The following is a 14,698-nucleotide window of genomic DNA, read 5'->3' on the forward strand; positions in this document are numbered from 1 at the left end:
TCCGCCAAGTAATCTTACGGTTCCCTGACCGCTCGACGCCAAACCATGCTAAGTTCATATAACGAACTGTCATTAACGTCAACCTGTGTATGAAAAATGAACTCAGAAAAAGCGCATTCGCCCGAGCTGGATCTTCGCTTGATGTTGGAGCTAAAAAACAACTGCTCCATCAAGCGAACGCTCGAGATTGTTGGTGAAACCTGGACCTTGTTGATCTTGCGCGAGGCCTCATGGGGGGTTCGCCGCTTCCAGGACTTTCAAACGTTTTTGGGCATACCAAGAGCGGTGCTGTCTGAGCGCCTGGAAAAACTTGTTGAGTACGGAATCTTTGAAAAAACTCCTTACAAGGAGCCGGGGGCGCGAAAGCGCTATCAATACGAACCCACCAAAGCCGGCATCAAGCTATTGCCTGTGCTGATGGCATTGAGCCAATGGGGAGATGAGCATCTCGGCAAAGGATCTGCCCGCATGATCGACAAAGCGACTCGGGAAGAAGTGTTTCTGAAGGTCGTCAGCAAAAACGGCGACCATGTCCCAGTGGAGCGGGTGCGACCAGTAGTGCGGAGGTAATCACACGTTTGTGGTCAATAATGTTGATCGGCTTGCTGAAAGTAAGAAAGAAGTTCTTGAGCGATTGAGCAGGCGGGGTCCCATCGTGCGATTTGCCGAGCCTGCGGATCATCGGTCGGACACGCGCCAATGAAGCACTAACGCCAGCTGAGCGGGCCCCACGCGATTTCCACACATGGCCCAACTCGGACCTAGGGTGAGGTGCGCCAACGCGGCCGGTATCGGAGGCAGAGTGGACCTCAGACGAAGTGCAGCGCGAGTTTATGAGTACATGTCCTAAGCTGTCCGACATCATTTTCAGCTTGCCTCGGCCCGCGCCGCAGCGTTCACTCCGGCTCCAGCCTGCTGACAACATGCGGGCGACAAAAAGCGTGGGGGGAGACTGATGCGGGGGCTGTGGGCCGGATTGCATAATCATGCGATCGTCATTGCTGGGCTGATCGCCTATGGGTTGATCGCGCCGCTAAGCGCCCAGCCGTTTCCGTCGCGGCCGATCACCCTCGTGGTGCCGTTCGCGGCGGGCGGTCCGACCGATACGCTGGCGCGCATCCTGTCCGAACGCATCGCCGCTGAATTGCACACGTCGATCGTGGTGGAGAACATCGCCGGCGCCTCCGGCAGCATCGCCGGCGCCCGCGTCGCGCGCGCAACGCCTGATGGCACCACGATCACGATCGGCCATTGGGGCACGCATGTGCTCAACGGCGCGATCTTCAAGCTGCCATACGACGTGATCGCCGATTTCGAGCCGGTCGCGACGATCGCGATGGGCACGCAGCTCATCGTCGGCCGGAAGACGCTCGAAGCCAACACTCTGAAAGAGATGATCGCGTGGCTGAAGGCCAACCCCGGCAAGGTGACTGCCGGCACGGCCGGCGCCGGCACGGGGGCCCACGTCGCCGGTGTCTTCTTCAAGGAGAGGACCGGCACCGACTTCCAGTTCGTGCCGTATCGCGGCGCGGGGCCCGCCATGATCGACCTCGTGGCCGGGCAGATCGACATCATGTTCGATCAGGCCTCGAACTCGCTGCCGCACTACAAGAACGGTGCGATCAAGGCGTTCGCGGTGACGTCGCCGACGCGGCTCGCCTCCGCGCCCGATATCCCGACGGTCGACGAGGCGGGGTTGCCCGGTCTCTACATCTCCTACTGGCACGGCATCTGGGCACCGAAGAACACGCCGAAGGAGATCGTCACAAAGCTCAACGCGGCCATTGTCACCGTGCTTGCCGATCCCACCGTCAAGCAGCGGTTTGGCGAATTGGGGCAGGAGATTCCTCCGCCCGATCAGCAGACGCCCGCAGCGCTCGGAGCCTTCCAGAAGGCCGAGACCGAGAAATGGTGGCCGATCGTGAAGGCCGCCGACATCAAGGCGGAATAATACCACTGCCTCATCCTGAGGAGCCCGCGGAGCGGGTGTCTCGAAGGATGCGCCGCAAGCGAGAGCAGGGCCTGCGTGGTTCGCCCGGCGATGCAAAGCATCGTCCGGAGACGCGCGTTCCGCGCTCCTCACCATGAGGAGAACGACAGCCTCGCGGCGTTAACCTTTTCGTGCGCACGACGACCGGTCTGTCACCAAAACCTCGCTGCGGTGCGGGATCACAATGCTTGCCGCAGTTTTCTGCGTCCTTGATCTCAGGTGAGTGCTGGCCGACAATGCTCGCCCTTCAATAAGAAACTCCCTGGGGGAATTCGTGAATAGACCTGCTCGGGTCAGCGCCCATTCGACATCGTCCGATTCCGTGCACGGCATGGCGCTGCTGCGCGATCCCCTGCTCAACAAGGGCACCGCCTTCTCCGCGCAGGAGCGCGACGATCTCGGCCTGCGCGGCCTGCTGCCGCCTTGCGTGCTGACGATGGAGACCCAGGTCGAGCGCGTGCTGGTCAATCTGCGCACGCTGCCGACCGATCTCGAGAAATATGTCGCGCTGAATGCCTTGCACGACCGCAACGAGGCGCTGTTCTTCCGCGTCGTCGTCGACAATATCGACGAGATTCAACCGATCATCTACACGCCGACGGTCGGGCTCGCCTGCCAGAAATACGGCCTGATTTTCCAGCGGCCACGCGGCATGTTCATCTCCTCGCGCGATCGCGGCCAGATCGCCGAGATCCTGAAGAACTGGCCCTATCCGGCCAAGCTGATCGTCGTCACCGATGGCGAGCGCATCCTCGGCCTCGGCGATCTCGGCGCCAACGGAATGGGCATTCCGGTCGGAAAGCTCTCGCTCTATTCGGCCTGCGCCGGCGTGCATCCCGAAACGTGCCTGCCGATCGTGCTCGACGTCGGCACCAACAACGAAGAGCTCCTGAAGGACCCGTATTATCTCGGCCTGCGCGAGCGGCGGCTCACGGGCGAGGCCTATGACAGCTTCGTCGACGAGTTCATGGTCGCCGCGCGAAAGACCTTTCCGGGTGTGCTGATCCAGTTCGAGGATTTCGCCAACCACTCGGCGTTCAAGCTGCTGCACAAATACCGCGATGAGGCCTGCGTCTTCAACGACGACATCCAGGGCACGGCTGCGGTGGCGCTCGCCGGCCTGTTTTCGGCGCTGCGCGTCAACGGCGGCAAGCTGAAGGACCAGCGCATCCTGTTCCTCGGCGCCGGCGAGGCCGCGACCGGCATCGCCGATCTCGTGACGTCCGCGATGATGGCGGAAGGTGCCTCTGAAGCCGAGGCGCTTCGGCGCAACTGGCTGGTGGATTCCCGCGGCCTCGTCGTTGGCGCCCGCCAAGGCCTGTCCGGTCACAAGCTCCGTTATGCCCATGCCGGTCAGGCGCCGATCGCCGATTTCCTCACCGCGATCAGGACGCTGAAGCCGACCGCCATCATCGGTGTTGCCGCGGTCGGTGGCGCCTTCACGCCCGACGTGCTCAAGGCGATGGCCGAGCTCAACGAGCAGCCGATCGTGTTCGCGCTCTCCAATCCGACTTCGAAGGCCGAATGTTCGGCGGAGGACGCCTACCGCTACACCGGAGGCCGCGCGCTGTTTGCCTGCGGCAGTCCGTATGACCCCGTCAAGCTCAACGGCCGAACCTTCGTGCCGCGCCAGGGCAACAACTCCTACATCTTCCCGGGCGTCGGCCTCGGCGTCATCGCCAGCCGCTCGCGGCTGGTCACGGACGAGATGTTCATGGCGGCCGCCCATACGCTCGCCGATTGCGTCGGCAAGGACGATCTCGCGCAAGGCAGCCTCTACCCGGCGCTGCCACGCATCCGCGAAGTCTCGGTGCGTATCGCCGCCGCCGTCGCCGATGTCGCCTTTCAGCGCGGGCTCGCGGACGGACCCGCGCCGAACGACGTGAAGGGACTGGTTCAGTCCCAGATGTACGAGCCGCAGTACTGAGGCCTCCGCCTCGTCATGGCCGGGCATAGCCGTCCGAAGGACGGCGTCGCTTCCGCTCGCCTATGTCCCGGCCATCCACGCCTCGCCGGATGGTACGAAGAACGTGGATGCCCCGGACAAGCCCGGGCCCGACGACCGCTTGAAGCAAGCCACGTTAGGTCAGCACAGCGATACCATTTCAGGTAGAAACCCGGTTGCGCGGCGCGGCCGTATATGCGACGCTCTGTAGCGTTACAAGAAATTCAATCAAGGTAAGCCGCCATGGACGATCGTTTGCCCGAACTGGGCGACCTCGAGCACGAGGTCATGCAACTGGTTTGGGCCCATGGTCCTGTGACGGCCGAAATTGTGCGCGAGAAGCTGTCGCGTCGGCTGAAGGAATCGACAGTCCGCACGGTGCTGCGCCGGCTGGAAGAAAAGGGCTATGCTCGGCACACGGTGGACGGACGCACCTATGTCTACCACGCAGCCGAAGAGCGCGCGCGGGTTGCGGCCAAGGCGGTGCAGCGCATCGTCGACTGGTTCTGCAACGGCTCGATGGAGGAGGTCCTCGTCGGCATGGTCGACAATGCGATGCTCGATCAGCAGCAGTTGCGCACACTGGCCGACCAGGTGGCCAAGGCGAAGAAGGCGAGGGGAGTGAAGAAAGAATGATCGCAACTCTGGCGGAGGCGGCGCTGCGCTCCCTTGTGCTGGGAGGCGTCGTCTGGTTCGGCCTCAACCTGTTTCGCGTGCGCAATCCGCACGTCCACATGACGGCGTGGGTCGTCGTGCTGCTGGCGTCGCTGGCGATGCCGTTCGTGATGCATTGGCCGACGGTCACGATCACCCGGCTGCCATCGCCGGTATCGGTGCCGGCTGATGTCATGCCAGTTGATATCTCGACGTTCGAGATGCCGCAGCCCATGCAGCCGATGACGCCCGGCGCGGCGATTCCGCCGTCGAAGAACGGCGTCTCAATCAATTGGTGGCTGATCGCTACCGTCATCCATGCCGGCGTCGCCAGCCTGTTGCTGCTGCGGCTGGCCATCGGCCTCTGTCTGACCTGGCGCCTCGCGCGCGCGGCAAGGCCGATCAACGGTCCGCGCATGGTCGACGCCGATGTGCGCGTCAGCCGCGACGTCGGCGGTCCCGTCACGTTTGGCTCGACCATTCTGGTGCCGCCGCAATTTTCCGGCTGGGACGCCAAGAAGCGCCTCGCGGTGCTCGCGCATGAGGGCGCGCATGTCGCCAACCGCGATTTCTATATACTCCTGCTCGCCTCCCTCAATCGCGCGGTGTTCTGGTTCAGCCCGTTCTCGTGGTGGCAGCTCGCGCGTCTGGCCGAACTTGCCGAGATCATCAGCGACGCCGAGGCCATCGAGGTGATCGACGACCGGCTGTCCTATGCGGAAATCCTGCTTGATTTTGCAAGCACGGTAAACCCGCGGCCGGTCGAGCTCGCGATGGCGCGGGCCTCGACCGTGCGCGCCCGCGTCGAGCGCATCATCGCGGCCGCCGCGATGCCCGTCGCGGTCGGCTGGCGCAAGCGGGCGTGGATCGCGGCTGCGATCGTCCCGGCCGTGATCGTGTCCGCCGGCATGATCGCCTATCGCACGCCGGAGCCTGCGCCGCTCGCCGCGGATAGTGGAGAGGTGCCGGCCCAGCATTACCGCCCCTTCGTCAATTTCTACGCCATGGGTCCGACCTCGGTGTTCGCGATCTTCCGCGACGGCGACGAGGTCTACGGCCAGCTCACCGGGCAGCGCAAATTGCGCCTGACGGTCGGCACTGACGGCATCGCATCCTACCCCGCCTCGTCCGGTGAGATCACGTTCCCGCTCGATGCGGAGCGCCGCTCCGCCGAGCTGATGCTGCGCATGAATGGACGCGACATCCGCGCACTTCTCGTTGCCGAGATGCCGACGGCGGCCACCGATTCCGGATCACTCGATCAATATGTGGGCTGGTACAGGATCGCACCGAACCGCGTGCTCACGGTGGACCGCGACGGGGATCGGCTCCAGGTGCAGGAAACCGTACAGGGCCGGGCTGCGCTCCTCGCTGAGGGGGCCGACGCCTTCTCGATCCGTGGCGACAATCTGCTGGTTTTCCTGCGCGACGAGCAGGCCAGGGTCTCGCGCGTGCTGGTCCAGAACGCGGTGTTCGGCGCCCGCCTCGCACCGCGGATCGATGCGGCCGCGGCGCAGGCGATCGAGGCCGACTTCGCGCGTCGCGTTGCGGAAGTCCCCGATCGTTTCCGCGAGCAGGTCCCGGTCGCCGGCGGCAAGGAGATGATCCTGCGCGGGATCGAGGATCTGCGCAGCGGCACGCCGAACTACGACCGGATGAGCGCACCGCTCGCCGCCAAGGTCCACCGCCAGGTCGACGAGTTGCACGCGACCTTCGTCGCCCTCGGTCCGGTGGAGTCGCTGTTCTTCCGCGGCGTCGGACCGGGCGGCTACGACATCTATGGTGCGAAATTCGAGAACGGCACGGCGGAATTCCGCCTGCTGCTCGAGCCAGACGGCAAGGCCGGCGACGTCATCTTCCGGGCCGACGGCAATGATGAGCTCGGCGGCATCGTCACGTGCGCCGAGGAGGCGAATGTGCGCGGCCGCGCCGGCACTTCGCCGATCCGGATCATGGTCTACAACGAGATGGGCGAGGACATCCGCGTCTTCAATCTCGATGCCGACGGCAATCGCAAGGCCCAGAGCGTGGTCCGGCCCAACATGAGCTGGGCGGCCACGACCACGGTGAACAATCCCTGGGTGATCGCCGACAAGTCCGGACGGTGCCTCGAGGTGCTGATGCCGGGTCGGCAGACGCGCTTCCACAATGTCGAGGCTTCCAACATGGGCGCGAAGCCGGGGCGCGCCGCCCGCCGCGCCGTTCCGATCGCCAATGGCGAGGATATGCTGCGCCGCTATATCGCTGATGTCGGCAAGGGCCAGCCGGACTACGAGCACATGACGTCGGAAGTCGCCGACATCACGCGGCAGCAGCTTCCGTTCGACCAGGCGATCCTGGCGAAGCTCGGCGCGCTGCGTGCGGTCTCGTTCCGCGGCGTCACCGCGCTCGACAGCGACATCTACATCGCCCAGTTCGCCAACGGCTCGGCGGAATGGCGGATCGGCGTCAGGAACGGCACGATCACCAAGATCGCGCTCGGGCCGAATTTCTAGGAGCGTTGCGGCCGTCCATCAGTCACGCCGGATGGGCGGCTCGCGATATCGGACGGGACAGCGCAATCTCTGCTTGCGGGCCAGCACCGCAAATGCTACGATATGTAGCATTACGGTTCGTAGCCTTGCGCGGCGTGCCGCTGGCAGGCTCGAGAAAATCAGGCGTTCGCGATGACCAATTCCGCAAAGGCCGAAGCTGTGCTGGCGCTTCATCGCTTCGGGATGGGGCCGCGACCGGGATCGATCGCCGCCGTCGGCACCGACCCGCGCGGCGCACTGATCGCCGATCTCGACCGGCCGCTCACGCTGACCGCCGCCGCCGTCCTTCCCACCAGCGCAAAGGCCTATCGCACCGTTGCCGACGCCAATGCGCGGCGCGCGGCTAGGGCCAAGCAGGCGCAGCAGCAGGCCAAGAGGCAGCAGACGGCGTCCGCGCCGACAATGTCGGAAGACCAGACGCAAGGGCAGGGTGCGGACAAGGACGCCGCCGAGATGGCGGCCAAGCAGGCGGCCGAGGCCGTGCCCGATCCCGGGCGTCCGATCTATTTGCAGGAAGCCAAGCTGCGCACGGAAGCCGCGCTTGCCGCCGAGATCGGCTTCGCCGAGCGGCTGGTGTGGTTCTGGTCCAACCATTTCTGCATCTCGGCCAACAAGATCCAGAGCATGTCCGGCGCCTATGAGCGCGAAGCCGTTCGCGCCAATATGCTCGGCCGCTTCGTCGATCTCCTGTTGGCCGTCGAGGGCCATCCGGCGATGCTGTTCTATCTCGACAATCTCGGCTCGATGGGTGCGAACTCGATCGCCGGCATCAACCGCAGCCGCGGCCTCAACGAGAACATCGCGCGCGAGATCATGGAGCTGCATACGCTCGGCGTGCGCGCCGGCTACACCCAGGACGACGTCATCAGCTTCGCCAATGTGTTGACGGGATGGACGCTGGTGCCGCCCGGCGACAATCCCGAGCACGGTGGCGAGTTCACCTTCAATCCGCGGCTGCACGAGCCCGGCGGGCAAACCGTGCTCGGCAAGCGCTACGAGCAGGAGGATGCCGAGCAGGGCCGCGCGGTGCTGCGCGATCTCGCCGCGCATCCGGCGACCGCAACCCATATCGCGACCAAGCTCGCGCGCCATTTCGTCGCCGACGAGCCGCCGCCTGTGCTGATCGAGCAGATGGCGAAGACTTTTCGCGACACCGAGGGCGATCTTAAGCAGGTCGCGATCGCGATGGTGTCCTCGGACGAGGCCTGGCGCGGGCCGCCGTCGAAGCTCAAGCGTCCCAGCGAGTGGGGCGTTGGCATGGTGCGCGCGACCGGCGCCACGACGGTCGATCCAGTCCGCTTCACCGGCGGGCTGGAGCTGCTCGGCGAGGCGCTGTGGCGTCCATCCGCGCCCAAGGGCTATCCGGACGACGAGGCGAGCTGGATCGACGGCGTCGGCCGGCGGCTCGACATCGCCAACAATTTTGCCGAGCGCCTCGCCGGTACGGCTGATCCGCAGGCGATCATCGAGGACGTCTTCGCATCGGAGATATCACCCGAGGTGAAGCAGGCCGTCGGCCGCGCCGAGAGCCGGCAGCAGGCGCTCGCGCTGTTGTTCATGTCGGCGGATTTCCAGAGGAGGTGACCATGGGCTTTGACCATCATCTGCCCACGCGGCGCGAGCTTCTGGTCGGCTCCGGCGCGCTGTTCACGTGGAGCCAGATGCCGCGGATCGCGCGTGCCGAAGGGCGCGATCCGCGCCTGCTGGTCATTGTGCTGCGCGGTGCGCTCGACGGCCTTGGCGCGGTTGCGCCGGTCGGCGATCCCGACTGGATCTCCTTGCGCGGCGATCGTGCGCTGGTGCTGGACGGCAAGCCGCCCGCGCTGCCGCTCGATGCCTTCTTCGCGCTCAATCCGGCGATGCCGAATCTGCATCGGCTCTACAAGAGCGGCAAGGCTGCGATCGTCCATGCCGCCGCGACGCCCTATCGCGAGCGTTCGCATTTCGACGGCCAGGACGTGCTGGAAAGCGGGCTCGTCAAGCCGGGCATGACCAGCTCGGGATGGCTCAACCGCGCGCTGCTCGCGCTGGAATCCAGCGGGCGTGTCGACCCGCGCGGCAGCCGCGCGCTCGGCATCGGCTCCGTGACGCCGCTGGTGGTGCGCGGTTCGGCGCCCGTCATGACATGGGTGCCGCAGAGATTGTTGCCGGCGAGCGAGGACACGCAGAACCGCCTGCTCGATCTCTACCAGCACACCGATCCGAAGCTTGCGACCGTGCTCCAGGCCCGCATGAGGCTCGCTTCGCTCGGCGGCGCACCAGGCGCGGGCGATCCGATGTCCGACGATCCGACCTTGCCGCCGCCCGGCATCGCGCGCGTGCGCGCCTATTTCGCCGAAGCCGCCGGCACGGCCGCGCGCTATCTCGCCAAGCCTGACGGCCCGCGTGTCGGCGCCATGGGCTTCGTCGGCTGGGATACGCACATCGCCGAGGGCGTGGCCTCGGGCCAGCTCTACAATCTGCTCGGTGCTCTCGACGGCGCCTTTGCCGCGATCGAGAGCAATATGGGCGAAGCGTGGCGCGAAACAGTCGTGGCCGTCGTCACCGAGTTCGGGCGAACCGCGCGCATCAACGGTACGCAGGGTACCGACCACGGCACGGGCACGGTCGCTTTCCTGATCGGCGGCGGGCTCAACGGTGGTCGCGTGATCGCGGACTGGCCCGGTCTGAAGCCGGCGCAACTCTTCGAGGATCGCGATCTCAAGCCGACCACGGATTTGCGCGCGGTGCTGAAAGGCCTGCTGAGGGATCATCTGCGCGTCGAGGAGAAGGTGCTCGCAGAAGCCGTCTTCCCGGGCAGCGCCGACGTCAAACCGATGGGAGGCCTCGTCGGCTGACGACGCGGCTCTCGCAACCGGATCGGGTTCATGATGTGCACGCTGACACAACGGGAGCTCGACTTTCTCGCCAGCTTGAAGACCGGCTGGCAGCGGCTCTATCGGCGCGAGCTCGCGCGGCTCTCGAGGAGCGGCGCCGAACCTGACGAGGTTCCGCCGGAGACGCGCCCGATCTGGCGCGTCGTATCGGGCTTATCCCACGAGCCTGTCTCGATTCAGGACAAGCCAGTGTGGTGGAATCGCCACAGCTAACCCGAAACGGCTGCGGCCTCAGGCGCACTTTCGTTCCGACAAGGTTCTGCCCTCATTGCCCACCGAAACTCGGGGCCATTCGGAGGGCGCATCATGTCTTGCTTTGCACGTGCCGAAAATGCCCGGATTTCGCCGGCAAGCCTGTGCCGGATCCTGCTCGCCACCATCGGCGCGGCGTCGCTTGCGGCGTGTGCGCAATCGCCGGTCGGCCACCAGAAGGCCGATCTCGGCACCCACCGCCAGGCCGCTGTCGAACGACCGCACAGGGTGGCGGCGCTGCATCCGCGTCCGATCAGCCGGGCGCGCATCCCCGACGGTGATGCAAAGCAGAGCGTCTCCCACGGCGTCGCCAGTTTCTATTCGGACACGGAGACGGCGAGCGGCGAGAGGTTCGACAAGAACGAATTGACCGCGGCCCATCCCAGCCTGCCGTTCGGCACCAAGCTGCGCGTCACCGATGTCTCATCCGGCCGCTTCGTCACCGTCAGGATCAACGATCGCGGGCCGTATGTTCGCGGACGCGTGGTCGACGTCTCTCCCTCCGCGGCGGAGGCGCTCGGCATGGTCGACAAGGGTGTCACCAATGTCCGGCTCGACGTGGTGCAATAATTTGCGGCTGCATCGATCCGAAGCGCTGTGCTTAACCGGCTGTTAGCCGCCTCAAGCCACCATGGATACCCAATCATTCGGGACTAGATCTAAGCTCTTGGGAGGCGGCGTTTGACCACGATCCAGTATCTCGAAGATCAGGCCGCACGCGCCGAGCGGCTGGCCAAACGGATCACGGATACATTGACGATCGAAAAGCTCCTGACCTTCGCGCACGAACGCCGCCGCGAGATCGAGGTCATCGCCGGCAAGTACCGGCGCGCCTGATTCTCATCCCCATGCGCGCTCAGCTGTGGCTTTCGACGAAGTCGCTGAGATAGTCCGGCAGCGTCATGCCATCAATGTCACAGCGCGCCCGGATCTCGCCGGCGACATCGGTCGAGATGTCCTTCATCCAGTGCTCCAGCGTGTTGAACGAGATGACCTTGATGGGGTCGTTGAAGCAGCCAGCGACGAGCTCGCCGATCGTGGCGTCGAGATCGCTTCGCTCGACGCGAATTTCGGTCGCCTTGTCGAGGCGGTCGATCACCACGAACAGGGTCTGGTCTGCGCCATAGGGCACGACAGGGGCTGGCACGCCGGCTTCAAGCATGTGAGGCACTCACGCCTTCGCTTCCGATCACCATCAACGGGAAAAACCGGCAGAAGGTTCCCGCGCTCAGCCGGTGCTTCTGCGAGGATCAGAGAAATTCGCGCAGCCGCGCCAGCTCCGTGATGTGCTCGGGCGAGAGAATGTCCGTGACCAGCGGCGGTTGCGCGATGGTGCGGATCTCATAGAGATGCCTGGTCGCCGCCGGCTTCGCCATGAACGCCGAGATGCATTCGTCGAGCGTACCCTCGATCACCTGGTAGGACGCTCGGTCCGACCGTCGCTGGTTCGCAAGCGACGGCCATTTATGCAGCACCGCAAGGACACCAAAGTCGACCTTTGAATCCCCAACCACGTCCCCCATCGTCCCGCCTCACGCAAAAAGACCCCGGCACACGATCGTGCGTACCGGGGCCTACACCCATTACTGCATCTCAATGCCTCAGCACCAAACGCGATGACCGGGAAATAGTTCCCGGCAAATGTTTGCTTTCAGCTCGCGGCCGCCGCGATTTTATGGCCCGGGCTGGTGTGCCCGTGGCTGGTCTCATCGCCGCGACCAACTTCGGGCGGAAGCCCGGCAAAGCGCCGCAAGGCCTCGGCCATCTGCACCCGGCTCGGCGCGCCGGTGATGATCACGTCCACCATCGTGAAGGACGAATGGAAATGGCCACGCGCCTTGAGTTGCTCGACCGGGACGCCGGCGGCTGCCATCGCCTCGGCATAGGCGATGCCTTCGTCGCGCAGGGGATCGAATTCGCAGGTGACGACGAAGGCCGGCGGTAGCCTTTCGACCTTGCCGCGGAGCGGCGAGGCGCGTGGATCGGTGCGGTCGGTCGGCGAGCAGTAGAGGTCCCAGAACCAGTACATCAGCGAGCGCGTCAGGAAATAGCCGGTCGCATTGTCGTTGTAGGAGGGGCGGTCGAAGGTGCAGTCGGTGACCGGGCAGATCAGGAGTTGGCCCGCGATCTCAGGGCCGCCGCGATCGCGCGCAAGCTGGCAGGTGACGGCGGCGATGTTGCCGCCGGCGCTCCAGCCCGCGACCAGCACCGGGCCCGGCCTGCCGCCGAGCTCGGCGGCGTGCTCGGCGATCCAGCGCGTCGCCGCATAGCCGTCTTCGGCCGCGGCCGGGAAACGATGCTCGGGCGCATGACGATAGCCGACGCTGACCAGCATCATGCCGGTCCGCCGCACCATGTCGCGGCAGAACGGCTCGTCCGACTGCTCGTCGCCGAGCACCCAGCCGCCGCCGTGGAAATAGACCACCACCGGATGCGGCCCCGGCGTTGCCGGCCGGTATACCCGGTAAGGCAGCGGACCGTCGGCGCCTGTCAGGGTGCCGTCGACGATCTCGCCGATCGGCCGTCCCGCCGGGCGGCCCTTGTTGAACTCGTCGACGAAGGCGCGGGCGCCGAGGGCGCCCATCGACTCGATCGGCGGCAGGTTGAGTGACGCCAGCAGGTTCAGCACCAGCCGCACGTCCGGCTGCAGCCGCACCACCTCGCCGTCATTGCATTGCGCGGCGACGTCGGGGCCGGTCAGCTTGAAGCCGAGCATGCCGCGGCTGACCACCTCGTCGCAGATGCTGCGATAGGGACCGACGCCGCCGGTATAGGGCATCAGGCCCTGCACCTTGCCGGGCACGTTGGCGCCCGTGTACCAGGTGTTGGCGAGCCGGTGCAGCGTCACCATCGAGCAATCGGCCATGTGCCTGTTCCAGCCGGCTTGCGCCGTCTCGGTCGGCTCGATCGTGGTGAAGCCGCCGTCGCGCAATGCTTTGAGCCGGTCGACGACCCAGTCGACATGCTGCTCGATTGACACCGCCATGTTCGACAGCACCGACGGGCTGCCGGGACCGGTGATCATGAAGAAGTTCGGGAAGCCTGCGACGGTGAGGCCGAGATAGGTCTGCGGCCCCTGCGCCCAGACGTCGGTGAGCGACTTGCCGCCACGTCCGGTGATCGGATGCACGGCGCGGATCGCGCCGGTCATGGCGTCGAAGCCGGTCGCGAACACGATCACGTCCACGTCGACGCTGCGCTTGGCCGTCGTGATCCCACTTGCGGTGATCGCCTTGATCGGCTCCTGACGCAGATTGACCAGCGTGACGTTCGGCCGGTTGTAGGTCGCGTAATAGTTGGTATCGAGGCAGGGGCGTTTGGCGCCGAACGGATGATCGTCCGGCATCAGCGCCGCGGCGGTCTCGGGGTCTTTGACGGCGGCGCGGATCTTCTCGCGGATCAGGTCCTGGACGATCTTGTTGCCGTCGATGTCGACCGCCTGGTCGGCCCAGAGCTGGGTCAGGATGTGGACGAGGTCGCCGGCCGCCCAAGCGCGTTCGAACCGCTCACGACGCTCGGCATCGCTTAATTGCCAGCTAACGACCGTCTGCTGCGGATAGGGCACGCCGGCCATCGACTGGCGCGCCTGCTCGCGATAGGCCGCGCGATCGCCTTGCAGCAGGCTCATGCGATCGGACGGCGCGGGACCGTTGTGCGCCGGAAGCGCGAAATTCGGGGTGCGCTGGAACACGGTCAGGTGCGCAGCCTGCTCGGCGATCAGCGGGATCGACTGAATGGCCGACGATCCCGTGCCGATCACCGCGACGCGCTTGCCGCCGAGATGGACGCCGTCATGCGGCCAGCGTCCGGTGAAATAGACCTCGCCCTTGAAGTCCTTCACGCCGTCGATCTCCGGCGGCTTGGGCGCCGAGAGGCAGCCGGTGGCCATGATGTAATGGCGGCAGGAGACCGGCGGGCCATTATCGGTGGTGAGCTGCCAGCGCTCGATCGCCTCGTCCCATTTCGCTTCCGTGACCTTGGTCTTGAAGCGGATGTCACGCCTGAGATCGTAGCGGTCGGCGACGAAGCCGAGATAGCGCAGGATCTCGGGCTGGGTCGCATATTTCTCCGACCAGGTCCATGCGGTCTCGAGGTCGGGATCGAAGGTGTAGCTGTAATCAATGGTCTGGATGTCGCAGCGCGCCCCGGGATATCGGTTCCAGTACCAGGTGCCGCCGACGTCGCCGGCTTCTTCGAGGCCGACCGCCGTCAGGCCGGCCTTGCGTAGCCGATGCAGAAGATAGAGGCCGGCAAATCCGGCACCGACCACGGCAACATCGACCTGCTGGCTGGTTCCGCGCCCCGTGTCCGAGGCACGTGCAGCAACCATTGCATCAGGCATGGCATTTCCTCCCGTGTGTTTTGTTTTGCCCGCAGGCTATCGCTGCAGGTTCGGCTTGTCATCACGGCATGTGCAATCTTCGGTAGCCATTTGCGGCGTCATCAT

The 14,698-nt window shown here is 65.3% G+C and carries 13 protein-coding genes; 10 read left to right on the top strand and 3 right to left on the bottom strand.

Annotation, left to right across the window (positions count from 1 at the left end; translation table 11 throughout):
- Positions 1-96: 96 nt before the first annotated feature.
- The 10 genes from IVB36_RS37710 (at position 97) to IVB36_RS37755 (ending at position 11,088) form a co-directional block, all read left to right on the top strand.
- Positions 97-570, top strand: coding sequence for a helix-turn-helix domain-containing protein (locus IVB36_RS37710; protein WP_018454364.1), 474 nt, complete (start codon positions 97-99; stop codon positions 568-570).
- Between the two features lie 385 nt (positions 571-955).
- A complete protein-coding gene (locus tag IVB36_RS37715; RefSeq protein WP_085350245.1) occupies positions 956-1,951 on the top strand; it encodes a tripartite tricarboxylate transporter substrate-binding protein in 996 nt (331 codons plus the stop codon).
- A gap of 313 nt (positions 1,952-2,264) precedes the next feature.
- A complete protein-coding gene (locus IVB36_RS37720; RefSeq protein ID WP_083926483.1) occupies positions 2,265-3,917 on the top strand; it encodes an NAD-dependent malic enzyme in 1,653 nt (550 codons plus the stop codon).
- 261 nt (positions 3,918-4,178) lie between these two features.
- On the top strand, positions 4,179-4,571 hold the full coding sequence (locus tag IVB36_RS37725) for a BlaI/MecI/CopY family transcriptional regulator (protein ID WP_018457458.1): 393 nt from the start codon (positions 4,179-4,181) through the stop codon (positions 4,569-4,571).
- Complete coding sequence (locus IVB36_RS37730) at positions 4,568-7,084, top strand: M56 family metallopeptidase (RefSeq protein WP_018457459.1); 2,517 nt, start codon at positions 4,568-4,570, stop codon at positions 7,082-7,084. Before IVB36_RS37725 ends, IVB36_RS37730 begins: the two co-directional genes overlap by 4 nt.
- A gap of 171 nt (positions 7,085-7,255) precedes the next feature.
- Positions 7,256-8,707 (top strand): DUF1800 family protein, encoded by a 1,452-nt coding sequence (locus IVB36_RS37735; RefSeq protein WP_018457460.1) that lies wholly within the window; start codon positions 7,256-7,258, stop codon positions 8,705-8,707.
- A gap of 2 nt (positions 8,708-8,709) precedes the next feature.
- Entirely contained in the window at positions 8,710-9,960 is a 1,251-nt protein-coding gene (locus IVB36_RS37740; RefSeq protein WP_018457461.1) for a DUF1501 domain-containing protein, read from the top strand.
- Positions 9,961-9,990: 30 nt separating this feature from the next.
- Positions 9,991-10,212: a hypothetical protein gene (locus IVB36_RS37745; protein ID WP_026233375.1), complete on the top strand. Its 222-nt coding sequence runs from the start codon at positions 9,991-9,993 to the stop codon at positions 10,210-10,212.
- Between the two features lie 93 nt (positions 10,213-10,305).
- Complete coding sequence (locus IVB36_RS37750; protein WP_018457463.1) at positions 10,306-10,821, top strand: septal ring lytic transglycosylase RlpA family protein; 516 nt, start codon at positions 10,306-10,308, stop codon at positions 10,819-10,821.
- Positions 10,822-10,932: 111 nt separating this feature from the next.
- Positions 10,933-11,088 (top strand): hypothetical protein, encoded by a 156-nt coding sequence (locus tag IVB36_RS37755; protein ID WP_018457464.1) that lies wholly within the window; start codon positions 10,933-10,935, stop codon positions 11,086-11,088.
- Positions 11,089-11,107: 19 nt separating this feature from the next.
- Here the strand turns inward: IVB36_RS37755 and IVB36_RS37760 are convergent, their stop codons facing one another.
- The 3 genes from IVB36_RS37760 to IVB36_RS37770 all read right to left on the bottom strand — a co-directional run bounded on the left by IVB36_RS37760 (position 11,108) and on the right by IVB36_RS37770 (position 14,593).
- Entirely contained in the window at positions 11,108-11,413 is a 306-nt protein-coding gene (locus IVB36_RS37760) for a hypothetical protein (protein WP_018457465.1), read from the bottom strand.
- An 88-nt stretch (positions 11,414-11,501) separates the two neighbouring features.
- A complete protein-coding gene (locus IVB36_RS37765) occupies positions 11,502-11,774 on the bottom strand; it encodes a hypothetical protein (RefSeq protein WP_018457466.1) in 273 nt (90 codons plus the stop codon).
- Between the two features lie 128 nt (positions 11,775-11,902).
- Complete coding sequence (locus IVB36_RS37770) at positions 11,903-14,593, bottom strand: alpha/beta hydrolase fold domain-containing protein (protein WP_026233376.1); 2,691 nt, start codon at positions 14,591-14,593, stop codon at positions 11,903-11,905.
- Between the last annotated feature and the right edge of the window lie 105 nt (positions 14,594-14,698).

It is taken from the genome of Bradyrhizobium sp. 35 (assembly GCF_023073215.1).
GTDB classification, from domain to species: domain Bacteria; phylum Pseudomonadota; class Alphaproteobacteria; order Rhizobiales; family Xanthobacteraceae; genus Bradyrhizobium; species Bradyrhizobium canariense_D.

Bases quoted from the DNA above. Each gene is read 5' to 3' on its own strand.
- IVB36_RS37710 (WP_018454364.1), top strand. From the start codon at position 97: ATGAACTCAGAAAAAGCGCATTCGCCCGAGCTGGATCTTCGCTTGATG.
- IVB36_RS37715 (WP_085350245.1), top strand. From the start codon at position 956: ATGCGGGGGCTGTGGGCCGGATTGCATAATCATGCGATCGTCATTGCT.
- IVB36_RS37725 (WP_018457458.1), top strand. From the start codon at position 4,179: ATGGACGATCGTTTGCCCGAACTGGGCGACCTCGAGCACGAGGTCATG.
- IVB36_RS37730 (WP_018457459.1), top strand. From the start codon at position 4,568: ATGATCGCAACTCTGGCGGAGGCGGCGCTGCGCTCCCTTGTGCTGGGA.
- IVB36_RS37735 (WP_018457460.1), top strand. From the start codon at position 7,256: ATGACCAATTCCGCAAAGGCCGAAGCTGTGCTGGCGCTTCATCGCTTC.
- IVB36_RS37740 (WP_018457461.1), top strand. From the start codon at position 8,710: ATGGGCTTTGACCATCATCTGCCCACGCGGCGCGAGCTTCTGGTCGGC.
- IVB36_RS37745 (WP_026233375.1), top strand. From the start codon at position 9,991: ATGATGTGCACGCTGACACAACGGGAGCTCGACTTTCTCGCCAGCTTG.
- IVB36_RS37750 (WP_018457463.1), top strand. From the start codon at position 10,306: ATGTCTTGCTTTGCACGTGCCGAAAATGCCCGGATTTCGCCGGCAAGC.
- IVB36_RS37760 (WP_018457465.1), bottom strand. From the start codon at position 11,413: ATGCTTGAAGCCGGCGTGCCAGCCCCTGTCGTGCCCTATGGCGCAGAC.
- IVB36_RS37765 (WP_018457466.1), bottom strand. From the start codon at position 11,774: ATGGGGGACGTGGTTGGGGATTCAAAGGTCGACTTTGGTGTCCTTGCG.
- IVB36_RS37770 (WP_026233376.1), bottom strand. From the start codon at position 14,593: ATGCCTGATGCAATGGTTGCTGCACGTGCCTCGGACACGGGGCGCGGA.